This is a genomic window from Burkholderia sp. Bp9015 (assembly GCF_003853505.1).
In the GTDB taxonomy this organism is placed as follows: Bacteria; Pseudomonadota; Gammaproteobacteria; order Burkholderiales; family Burkholderiaceae; genus Burkholderia.
The window spans coordinates 112743-123963 of the sequence record NZ_QTPZ01000008.1 but is presented as its reverse complement, the minus strand read 5'-3'; the positions used below and the strand labels follow the sequence as shown (position 1 = coordinate 123963).

Annotated in this window: 10 protein-coding genes; 6 read left to right on the top strand and 4 right to left on the bottom strand. The window is 60.7% G+C overall.

Translation table 11 applies throughout. The annotated features are described in order from the left end of the window. Window positions 1–176 precede the first annotated feature (176 nt). From DIE12_RS11445 to DIE12_RS11435, 3 genes are all read left to right on the top strand, one after another. Window positions 177–410, top strand: coding sequence for an AlpA family transcriptional regulator (locus DIE12_RS11445; RefSeq protein ID WP_124551244.1), 234 nt, complete (start codon window positions 177–179; stop codon window positions 408–410). A 517-nt stretch (window positions 411–927) separates the two neighbouring features. Continuing rightward, complete coding sequence (locus tag DIE12_RS11440; RefSeq protein ID WP_124551243.1) at window positions 928–1206, top strand: HU family DNA-binding protein; 279 nt, start codon at window positions 928–930, stop codon at window positions 1204–1206. Next, a complete protein-coding gene (locus DIE12_RS11435; RefSeq protein WP_124551242.1) occupies window positions 1203–2357 on the top strand; it encodes a YhcG family protein in 1155 nt (384 codons plus the stop codon). The genes DIE12_RS11440 and DIE12_RS11435 overlap by 4 nt, the downstream gene beginning before the upstream one ends. A 397-nt stretch (window positions 2358–2754) precedes the next feature. Here DIE12_RS11435 and DIE12_RS11430 read toward each other — a convergent pair whose 3' ends face one another. From DIE12_RS11430 to DIE12_RS11415, 4 genes are all read right to left on the bottom strand, one after another. Next, window positions 2755–3405 (bottom strand): DUF7002 family protein, encoded by a 651-nt coding sequence (locus DIE12_RS11430; protein ID WP_260429019.1) that lies wholly within the window; start codon window positions 3403–3405, stop codon window positions 2755–2757. Then, window positions 3383–5440: an adenylosuccinate synthetase gene (locus DIE12_RS11425; RefSeq protein WP_124551241.1), complete on the bottom strand. Its 2058-nt coding sequence runs from the start codon at window positions 5438–5440 to the stop codon at window positions 3383–3385. Before DIE12_RS11425 ends, DIE12_RS11430 begins: the two co-directional genes overlap by 23 nt. Window positions 5441–5759: 319 nt before the next feature. After that, window positions 5760–6086: a multidrug efflux SMR transporter gene (locus DIE12_RS11420; protein ID WP_124551240.1), complete on the bottom strand. Its 327-nt coding sequence runs from the start codon at window positions 6084–6086 to the stop codon at window positions 5760–5762. Between the two features lie 90 nt (window positions 6087–6176). Beyond that, on the bottom strand, window positions 6177–6872 hold the full coding sequence (locus DIE12_RS11415; RefSeq protein WP_124551239.1) for a M24 family metallopeptidase: 696 nt from the start codon (window positions 6870–6872) through the stop codon (window positions 6177–6179). A 209-nt stretch (window positions 6873–7081) separates the two neighbouring features. Between DIE12_RS11415 and DIE12_RS11410 the strand changes: the two genes are divergently transcribed. The 3 genes from DIE12_RS11410 to DIE12_RS11400 all read left to right on the top strand — a co-directional run bounded on the left by DIE12_RS11410 (window position 7082) and on the right by DIE12_RS11400 (window position 11034). After that, complete coding sequence (locus DIE12_RS11410) at window positions 7082–8065, top strand: GlxA family transcriptional regulator (RefSeq protein WP_124551238.1); 984 nt, start codon at window positions 7082–7084, stop codon at window positions 8063–8065. Between the two features lie 115 nt (window positions 8066–8180). Next, a complete protein-coding gene (locus DIE12_RS11405; RefSeq protein ID WP_124551237.1) occupies window positions 8181–8969 on the top strand; it encodes a carbon-nitrogen hydrolase family protein in 789 nt (262 codons plus the stop codon). Between the two features lie 202 nt (window positions 8970–9171). Then, the gene (locus DIE12_RS11400; RefSeq protein WP_124551236.1) at window positions 9172–11034 is read left to right on the top strand and encodes a sulfatase-like hydrolase/transferase; all 1863 of its coding nucleotides are present in this window, start codon (window positions 9172–9174) and stop codon (window positions 11032–11034) included. The last annotated feature ends 187 nt before the right edge of the window (window positions 11035–11221 follow it).

The following is an 11221-nucleotide window of genomic DNA, read 5'->3' as shown; positions in this document are numbered from 1 at the left end:
TTTTGTTCCTGTGAGTGCATTTGCCGCGCGCGATATTACCAATTAAATTCGAATGTGCGTGGTCAATCGTAAGTGTGACAGGTTTGCCGTACATCATCGACACCACTGTGGTCCGTGTTGACAACATCTCGGCGCAGACAAGGAATCGAGGACATCAAGCTAAAGGTGACGTCGCGATGAAAATCTGTATCTCGTTGAAAGAGGTGGCACAGGCACTCTCGCTATCCCCGGCGACGGTGCAGAAGCTCGTACGTGAGAAGACCTTTCCCGAACCGCGGCTGCTTTCGGGCCGCAGGGTAGGATGGTTGGTACATGAAGTTCAGGCATGGGCGGAGACTCGCCCGGTTGCGGACCTGCCGCCCCCAGAAAATACAGGGGCTAGAAAGCAGCAAGTCCGCCGAGATGCCTAGACTAATCAAAAACTCTAAACGGCGATATATCTGCGGCAGCGAGTACAACGCCGGCGACATCGTAGAACTCGATCGTGAGAACTGAAGGGGAACATATTAAGGGCGATGTTACCCTTCATTTCGGGACAGCTTCATTTTCGACGGGCGCTCATCCAACTGAAGTTGTGTCTAAGCCACCGCTGCCCGTGGCGGGCACGATGGGAGGCGGCAGGACGCGGCACGAACAGATGCCGTAGTCCGTGCGGGTCGGCCTCGGCCGGGGAGCGGACAATTGTGTGATACCAGAAGCCCGATAGTTGTGTGAGCGTCGGCCAGGCTGCGAACTTTCACAATGGCTATCGGCGAGCGTATCTGCGACAGGGGTGAAGTAAGGCAGAGTTCATTGGTGCGCCGCCCGTCAGTGAGGGGGACAGAGGCCAGCGAGTTGGAGGGTATTGCTGCACTGGTCGCCAGCGATTTGCGTGTGTGCAGCGGGATGAGGTAGGGTGCAGCTTTGACTTTGTTGCCGAGGCTGTTCATGAACAAGCAGGAACTTATTGACGCAGTCGCAGCGGGCGCGGGCGTCAGCAAAACCGACGCGAGCAAAACCGTCCAGGCGGTCCTGGACGCGATCACGGATGCGGTGAGTCGCGGCGAATCGGTACAGCTGATCGGTTTCGGCGTGTTTTCGCAGGGGCAGCGAGCCGCCCGCACGGGACGTAATCCGACGACGGGCGCGGAGATTGCCATCCCGGCCGCGAATACCGTGAAGTTCACCGCCGGCAAGGCGTTCAAGGACGCGGTGAACGCACTGTGACACAGCGTGATGTCGGGCAGGCCGCTTATGCGGGACTGCACCGTGAAATTGCTGATGTAGTCGCGTCGGCGCGCGAAGCGACGGCGCGCACGGTGAACGCCCTGATGACGGCGACATATTGGGAGATCGGGCGACGAATCGTTGAGTTCGAGCAGGGCGGGGAGGAACGGGCCGCTTATGGCGAGGCGGTGATCCGCCGTTTGGGCGCCGATCTGTCAGAGCGATTCGGTCGCGGCTTCGGATGGCGCAATCTCGCACAGATGCGCACCTTTTACTTGACGTGGCCTGCGGATCGGATTGTGCAGACACTGTCTGCACAATCCGCGCCCGCCCGGATTGTCCGGACAGCGTCTGCAAAATCAACCAAGGCAGGTGTGAAGGCGTCGATGGGCGTGGCGTTTGAGCTAACTTCTATCGCTCAGGCTTTTCCGTTGCCCTGGTCCGCTTACGTTCGCCTCCTCGCGGTGAAAGCGCAAGCTGCTCGCGACTTTTACGAGGCTGAAGCGTTGCGTGAGGGCTGGTCTGTGCGACAGCTTGACCGTCAGATCAGTAGTCAGCTCTATGAGCGGCTGGTGCTGTCACGCAACAAGGCGTCCTTGCTCGGAAAGGCGGCTGTAGCGCAACCCGGCGATCTTCTATCGCCTGAGGAAGCGATCCGCGATCCGTTTGTCCTCGAATTTCTTGACATGAAGGACGAATATTCGGAGTCGGATCTCGAAGCTGCTTTGATCCAGCACTTGGCGGATTTTCTACTCGAGCTCGGCGATGACTTTGCGTTCATAGGTCGGCAGCGGCGTCTACGGATCGATGACACCTGGTTTCGAGTCGATCTCGTGTTTTTTCACCGGCGCTTGCGATGCCTGCTCATTATCGATTTGAAGGTCGGGCGCTTCAGCTATGCGGACGCGGGGCAGATGCATCTCTACCTCAACTACGCGCGTGAACATTGGATGAAGCCCGGCGAAAACCCCCCGGTTGGCTTGATTCTGTGTGCTGAAAAAGGCGCGGCCGAGGCGCATTATGCACTCGACAACTTACCGAACAAGATACTCGCAGCGGAGTATCAGACGGTCCTCCCGGATGAGGCCACGTTCGCGCGAGAATTGGAACGTACCAGGATCGAACTGGAGCGCCGGGGCCGCAAGGCGTGACTTTCCGTGCGAGGCTCGGAGATGCTTGGGCATGCGTGGAGTCAGCGAATCCGATGCAGGGACGGGCGTCCGGTAAATTTTGATGTTGGTGGCACTGGCAATCAAGCTATGAGAAAACACTCTACCTCGGGCCGACGGCCACTGACGAAGACGCAGCGAAGGGCTGTTTGTCTATGCCCCGCGGCAGCTGACAATCGGCGAGTTGAGGTAGGGTAACTGAACGCTGGCGAGAAGAGAAAACAATGACCAACACTTCTCCCTGCGTTGCCGACGCAGATCGCGTCTGCGTTAACTGCATCGGCGACTACTACGCGTGGACTTGTCCAATACCATACTCCTTTGGTGAGTTGATGGACCGTCGTGCGCCAGTGGTGCCTTATTACGGGGGGGCGCGCGTTCAGGTCAGTTGTTGGAGCGTTTGTTCGCCCTTCATGCGCCGGACTTCGATGACATAGCGTGCGATGTCCGGTATTTGACCATCCACCACGATCTCGACGACCGGCTTGGCGGGACCTCCGCGGGCATTGACCGGATAATCCTGGATTCGCTTGAACACATCGATCCCCCTCGCATGAGGCATCGGAAATGTGTTCCCGGAATTCATGTGGCACAACCAGAGGCTCGGAGCGTACGCACGGATGAATGGGCCGCTGTCAATGGTCAATACATCATGTTCGAGATGTCGGTAATCCCGCGCCCCGAGCAGGCCATGCAAGCGATGTTCTTCCGCCCAGAAGAAGACCTTGCCATTAATGAGCCTGTACCAGGCTTCCGGCGTGGTTCCGTCTATCAGTGCCCGTGCCAAGCGTTCGGGAGGCATCGGCTTTTGATCCCGCAGCACGATTCCGCCAGGCGCTTGAGGAAGCACAGCCATCTTGCTGGTCCGTTGAGCGGTCTCGTATTGGCCGCGAGCCTGGCCGGTGACGCCGAAGTGGTCCAGTACAGCTGAGGCCGACATCAGGCCGCGGTCTCGGATGCTGGGCCACGTATCGGCCTCGGCCATATGAAAAATTCTTGGATAAGCGTCAATCAGTTTTTCGATTTCCACGAGGTATCCGACGTGTTGAGCGGGCGGTCCAATTCCGACGGTCGATGACGGAGCGAAGATCGTTCGTTCCGTCAGGCTCTCGCGGGAACCGGGTGTTGATGAGTGAAACCGGGGCTTGTGCGACGCGCTCCAGTTCTTCGACGAACTTGATGGTGTCTTCAGTGAGCTGCTCGAAGCGGCGGGCCTTGCTGTTACGCGCGTCGATATAGTCTGCGAAAGTGAGGACGATGTCGGTGGGCGCATTGAGTGCACAAGCCTTGCGGAACTGGTCCCATTCGAACCAGCCCACACGCCGTTTGCGCTTGGTGGTGGAGGTCTTCTCCGCCTTATTCAGAGCTTCACGGTCCAGGCCTGCTTTTTCAGCAATAGCATCAAAGGTTGTGCCGTGCTTGAGCGGCCCCGATGTGTGCCCCTGATCCCCATCGGGATCACCCACGCGGATCGGCATGGGGCGAATGACCACCAGGATCTTCCGCACCCGACTCGGTGAGATGCCTGCCTCGGCCAAGCAGCCCGCTACATTGGTGTCGCGCGAGGTTACGAACGGGTAGGTGCCGTGGAACAAACTGAGGCCGCTGCCTTGTGTTCCCTCAAGCAAGATAGATTGTCCGTTGCGGTAGGCCTCTTCGAGGCGATCGGCTGTGCAGCCATGGTAATGACCCTCTGTTCCCACATAGGGTCGAAGCTCAGGGATATCGCGTGCCAGACGAACGCTTGGCTTACCGCGCTCCAGAATCCGCCTCGCGGTTGCCGCTCCGCTGCCGCTACCCGTCGAAGCAATTGTGCCCACCAGATGTTTGCCTTCAGCTTCTCGGTCGGCCGGTTCGATGATGGTGGCGTGAGGGTCGATGAATAAACGATCTGCCGTGAGCCCGCAATCGGCGATCTCCTTGAGCAATCCAGGCAGCCAGATGGTCATCCCCGGTCCGAGTAGGAGCTTCGCTTTGACGTCACGGGCGCCGGACGGGATGTGGTGGTAGGTATAGGCGCCATCAGCACTGGCGACGGTATGGCCGGCATTGGGGCCACCGACCCGCACCATGACATCGTACTCACGAGCTAGATAGGAAACGACGTTGCCTTTGCCTTCGCTGCCATATTGGCCACCCACGATGACGTCGACACAGCGCACGTCGGGCGGGGTGTAGAGGTGTAGACGGGCCGCAACGCGTACCAGCGTATCTTGAGCGTCAGTGCGGGTTGTTGAAATTCGCACGTCCGCGTCATTCCTCAGCGCAAGGATGTCCGATTGCTCTTTGAGATGGTCAATTGCCTCATAGGGCGGCGCGGCAACACCCGCTGTCGCGAACTCGACTTCGAGGGCAGTTCGCATTGGCGAGCCCATCGACGGCATGATCCACGGCCAGGCGGCCGCGTCGCGCCACGTGATACGGCTGCGCCGATGCAGCGGATGATCCTTGGGCGCGACGACCAGTATCTCGTCGCTATAGAGCTCGGTCACAGTCAAGCCCGAGGTCAGCGCGGGCGATTCAAGGCGGCACACGACCATGTCGAGTTCGCGACGCTGCATCAGCGGCAGCAGGTTGTCGAGGGTGTTCTCAGAGAAGTTGATCTGCTGGGTGGGCGCGTGTTGCGCCAGATACTCGATCACGCCCGGCAGCACGCGCATGGAGATGTACGGCAGCATGCCGATCTTCAGCGGCAGGCTCGTGCCGCGCTTTAATGCATCGAGCGCTGGCTGGACAGTATGCAGATCAGTCAGGATGCGCGCGACGCACTCGAGCATCGCTTCGCCGTACGCCGTTGGCGCAACCCGCCGCGATGTGCGTTCGAACAGCGGCAAGCCCAGCGTGTCCTCGAGTTCACGCAGCCATTTCGACAACGCCGGCTGCGTGATCGACGCTTCCTCGGCCGTGCGCGCGAAGCTGCGATAACGCCCGAGCCAGTCGAGCGTCTCCAGATCGCGAATGCGCAGCTTGCGCAACACGTTCGGCAAATGCTCGATGCGGCTGCGATCCGCGCCCGGTGGCGTCACGGCAGGAAGCCAGGCGGACGGTCTTTTGGTGGAAGCCATCGGGAGGATGAATTGATTGCCGTCAAGTTATCGATCGGGGTCTATCCTTCACCGAATCGTAGCGCATCTTGCTATGGAATGAACCAGGTATCAGGTGGGGCCGATGCGGATCGCCGACAGGAAATGGGGAGACAATCGTATGAGCGTTCGAAAGAATCCCGGCACCCGGCACGCGGGCGTGTCTGCGGCCGACGGCCGGCGGCATTTCCTCCAGTTGGCGAGTGCGCGCGCGGCCATTGCAGATACGTTGAATCCGTCGAGTGCCGCGCGACTCGCTGGTCGGCGTCGAATCGGCAGACCCTGAATCGAGCGCTCTGGGTCAGGCGCTCTCGCCGGCCGCGAACTTCAAGCCGATGACGCCACACAGAATGAGCGCAATGCACGCAATTCTGGCGGGTGACGTAGACTCTCCGAGGAACAGCATCCCCACGACCGCGGTGCCCGCGGCTCCAATCCCCGTCCATACCGCGTAGGCGGTACCCACCGGCAATGCCCGCAACGAAACGGTCAGCAGCACGATGCTGGACACGCCGGTCACAACTGCATAAACGCTTGGCCAGAGGCGGCTGAAGCCGGCGGACCATTTCATGCCGAATGCAAAAGCAATCTCAAGGAAGCCGGCGATGGTGAGTAGTGCCCAGGACAAAATCTATCTCCAGTAAATACAGGCAGCTATTGCGTGTTCGGTCACAGGGCATGGCGCATGGCCGATTTCCCTGATGAAACCTGGACCGTCTTATCGTTGGCTCGGGTAATACTCGTCAGCCAGCAGGAGATCCTCGTAGAAGGCGCCGAAGGGCTTCTCGGGGTGACGGAGGTGGATTTCGAGAATCCAGCGCATCGGAGAGGGCGTGAAATCTGCATCGGCCAAGGCGCCGGTGTGGATCGCTGCGTGCGGAAAATCGGAGACGCGATGGCCCGGAAGGTCAAAATTCAGTACCCGTCCCATCTCACGCGCTTGCTGTTCCGCATAGGCGTACAGCGCGCGGCCCGTCGCCCTTGCCGTTTCCCAGTAGCGGCGGACGTCGTGGAAGAGGATCTCGGCGTCTCTTGCACAGCGCGCGTGCTCTTCGTTGTTGCCGACCGTGAAGGTTGCTCCACCGTCGCCTTCCCACGACTCGAAGCGCGGCGCCATGTCGATGAAGAAAATGTCGTTTTCGGCGAGAACGATCCCGGCTTCCGACGGTTGTTTCATCGCCCGGGTCGTGTTCGTTCCGAAGCGAACGCGAGTCGGGTGCCAGGTCAACGAGAGGCCCGAATCGACGAGCACCTGCTTGGCCATGGCCACTGCGTCCTCTTCGATCATGCCTGGTCGAATTCGTGCGGCGATCTCTGCTATTGCCTGTCGCGCCTTTGCCCGTGCTTGCAGCATTCCGTCGACCGAGAACGAAGGGCCGACTCGTTCCGCTTCAATTGCCTGTACTGCCGTCATCTGTATTCTCCTGGTACGGTGCGAGGCCCCACGGCAACGCATTCATGGCAGGAAATTATGGGAGGACGATGCCGTTCGTTCCAGCCGCGATTGCGGCCAATTCCTGCCAAGATAAGCGCGAATGCTGCCAGCCATGCTCTGGCAGCTGCGTTACATGACACTATTCGAGTGAAGCAGCAGGTGAATCGAACGAGATTGGTGACACGGTCATGAGAGAGGTAGCCTTAGTCGTCTTCCAGGGTGTGCAGTCGCTTGATGTTTTCGGGCCGCTTGATGTCTTCGCCGAGGCGAATCGTTTCCTGATGCCGTCGGAGCATTACAGCCTGAAGCTCGTCGGTGCGGATCCCGGTCCGGTGCGGTGCTCCAATGGGGCAACCATCGTTCCGGATCTCTACTACGCCGAGTCATCGGAATGCTTCGTCCTCCTTCTGGTTGCCGGCGGGCCTTCCTTGCCACGGCGGGCGAAGGACCAGGCGTTCTCGAGGTGGCTTGCCGAGGCGTCGGAGCGTTCGAAGAAATTCGGCTCCATCTGTAACGGTGCGTTCTTGCTCGGGCACGCGGGTTTGCTGAGGGAGAGGCGGGTCACGACGCACTGGAATGACGCAAGCCGGCTATCGGAGTGCTTTCCGGAGGCAACGGTCGAATCCGACAGGATTTATCTCAGCGATGGAAAGCTCTACACGTCGGCACGTGTCACCGCTGGCATCGACTTGTCGCTCTTCCTCCTGAGCGAGGACGTGGGCGCCGAGGTTTCCCTGAACGTTGCCAAACGCCTCGTGGTGTATACGCAGCGCAGCGGCGGGCAATCCCAGTTCAGCCCATACCTGACGCATTATGTGATGGAGGAATCGCCGGTCAGCATTGCGCAGCGTTTCGTATTGGAAAACCTGACACACAACCTGTCGGTAGAGGCGCTTGCTGCCGTGGTCTCCATGAGCCCCCGGAACTTTGCTCGCGTGTTCGTTCGCGATGCTCGCATTACGCCGGCGAATTTTATGGAGGGTGCCAGGCTGGATGCCGCACGCGTGCTGCTCGAAGGCTCCGACGAGCCCATGAAGGCTGTCGCATTCAGGTGTGGATTCGCCAGCCCGAATCAGATGAGGCTGGTGTTCCAGCGACGGCTCGGGGTCAGCGCGCAGCAGTATCGTGAAAACTTCAGGCGAGTCCAGCGCAGGGATGTCCCGGCTGGATAGAGGCTGCGGTCAATGACGAAGTGCGCCTCGCGGGTATGGATCTCCAGCAGGCAAGGCCGACGGTGTTTTCCGTTGGTTCGGTATGCGATGTACTTACACATGGCAAGGAAGCAAGATGAAAAGTGCAAGAATCGCGTACGTGCAATGGCCCGACGGTCTGCTACCGGAGGGGGGCGCTTGGGAGCAGATCCGTCGCGTGGTCTCCGCTGCGAACGCGGATCTCCTGGCCACCAACGAAATGCCATTCGGGACATGGCAGCCGGAACTGCCCGAGTACGACGCGGCCGCCGCGCAGCGCTGGGTTGAATTGCACGAGCGGGCCCTCGATGAACTCAGCCGGCTGGAGGTGGGTGCGGCGATTTCGTCGCGCCCTGTGTCATTCGGTGACCGGCTTGCGAACGAGGCGTTCGTGCTCGAGCGCGATTGCTACCGCCCCGTGCATCACAAGAAATTTTTCCCGCAGGAGCCCGGTTTCTTCGAGGAAAGCTGGTTCGTGCGCGGCATGGACGGTTTCCAGTGCGTCGACGTGGGTGCGATCAGGGTCGGGGTGCTGCTTTGCACGGAACTGTTCTTCAACGAGCACGCGCGCGCATACGGCAAGGCACGTGCAGACGTGATCGTCGCACCTCGCGCAAGCGGCACATCGATGTACCGCTGGAAAGCGGCCGGCGCGCTGGCCGCCATCGTGTCCGGGGCTTGCTTCGTCAGCTCGAACCGCCACGGCCCTGCGCCACATGGGCAGGTATTCGGCGGCGGTGGCTTCGCCGTGTCGGCTGACGGCCAGCCAATCGGCGAAACATCTGAGGAGACGACGCTCTGCGTCGCCACGGTGGATCTTGATGCGACGCGCATGCAGAAGCAGGAATACCCGTGCTATGTGCGGGAGCTGTCGCAATCCTCCTGATACGTGGACCAGCGCATGGACCAAGGAGCAGCCGCGCCGGCAGCGCGAAGCGTTGAAGCCGGCGGGAGGACGAATCGATTACCGTCAGGTTATTGATCGGTGTCCATCTTTCATCGAATCGTATCGTGTCTTGCTACAGAATGAATCAGGCGTCCGGTAAAGCCGATACGGATAGCCGACAAGAAAACATGGAGACATTCGTATGAGCGATCGAAAGCACTCAGGCAGCCCGGACGCGGACTTGCCTGCGAACGACGGCCGGCGGCATTTCCTCAAGGTGGCGGGGGCGAGCGCGGCCATGGCGGCAACGGGCATGGCCCGGGCCGCGGAGACCGCAACGCAGGAGCCAGATGGCGCGGCCACGCCGCGCAATCTGTCGAACGCGTCGAATGCAGCGCGGGTCGCGCCGGACAGCGCACCGCCTGGCTACAACATTCTGTTCATCCTGACGGATCAGGAACGCTACTTCGACACGTGGCCGTTCCCGGTGCCCGGCCGCGAAGCGTTGCGCCGCGATGGCACCACGTTCACGCAACATCAGATCGCGTCCTGCGTGTGCTCTCCATCGCGCTCGACGATCTACACAGGCCAACATACGCAACACACGGGTGTGCTTGATAACGCGGGCGTGCCATGGCAGACCGACATGTCCACGGACATTCGCACGGTTGGCCACATGATGCACGACGCCGGCTACCATGCCGCGTATCTCGGGAAATGGCATCTGAGCGGCAGCCTGCACGAAACGAACAGTCCGTACAGCGCCCCTGTTTCGGACTATCACAAGAAGATCAAGGAATACGGCTTCGACGACTACTTCGGCGTCGGCGACCTGATCGGCGAAGTGCGTGGCGGGTACAACTACGACGGCATCACGACCGAGTCCGCGGTGAGCTGGATGCGCACGCGCGCGCCGCAACTCGCGAAGGAGGGCAAGCCGTGGTTCCTCGCGGTCAATCTCGTCAATCCTCACGACGTGATGTTCGTGAACACCGATCCGCACGGATCGGATCTGCAGCGCGCCAACACGATGATCCTCGGCAACGCGCCGCCGCCCGACGACGCGCTGTACCAGCGGACCTGGAACAACGTGCCGCTCGCCGCTTCGCGGCGTCAGCCGTATGACGAGCCGGGCCGTCCGCCCGCGCACGGCATGTACAACAATGCGCACGTGCACCTGGTCGGGCGCTTTCCGTTCACGGACGAGCGCGTCCGCGTCTACCAGAACACCTACTTCAACTGCATTCGCGATTGCGACACGCATGTCGTGCGGCTCATGCAGACGCTTCAGTCGCTCGGTCTCGACGAAAAGACGATCATTGTCATGACGGCCGATCATGGCGACCACGCCGGTGCGCACCAGCTCGTCGACAAGGGCGCGACGACCTACGCGCAACAGAATCACGTTCCGCTCGTGATCCGCCATCCGGCGTACCCCGGCGGTAAGCGTTGCGATGCGCTGACCTCGCACGTCGACATCACGCCGACGTTGCTCGGTCTCACCGGCCTGGATGCGCACCGTCTGCGGGCGATCGGCGGCAACGCGCTGAAGGGACACGACCTCACGCAATTGCTTGCGAGGCCGCAGCAGGCTCGTGTCGACGCGGTGCGTTCGACGGCGCTCTTCAACTACGCGATGCTGCTCTACTACGACAGCGAGTGGATGATCAAGGAGTTCAAGACGCTCCACGAAAAGGGCGTGCCGGAGGAGGAAATTCTCCGCCGCGCGCTTGCGCAACAGCCCGACTTTCGGCTGCGCGGCACGATTCGCAGCGTGTTCGATGGACGGTATCGTTTCAGCCGCTATTTCTCGCCACTCGAGTTCAATCGACCGACCACGCTGGAAACGCTGTTCGCGAAGAACGATGTCGAGGTCTACGACCTTGCGAGCGATCCCGGTGAAATGCGCAACCTGGCTGTCGACCGCAAGCGAAACGGCGAACTGATTCTGTCGCTGAACGAAAAGCTCAATGAGACGATGGAACGCGAAGTGGGCGAAGACAGTCCCGACATGATGCCGATTCGTAACGGCAAGGTCCAGTTGCAACTGCGGGAGTCGATCTGACGCGGCCGGGAGATTCGCGGATCGCGTCGCCGTGCACGGAGCCTGCGTATCTCTGATCGCTTCGAGCACGGTGCGGTGCAGAAAGGCAGCGCCCGGGCGGACAGCGCCAGCGCAAGCCGCGAACCGCGATCTGGAATGAACGTCGACGTGGCAACCGGCTCAACAATTCCCGGCCTGCGAGGGCCGC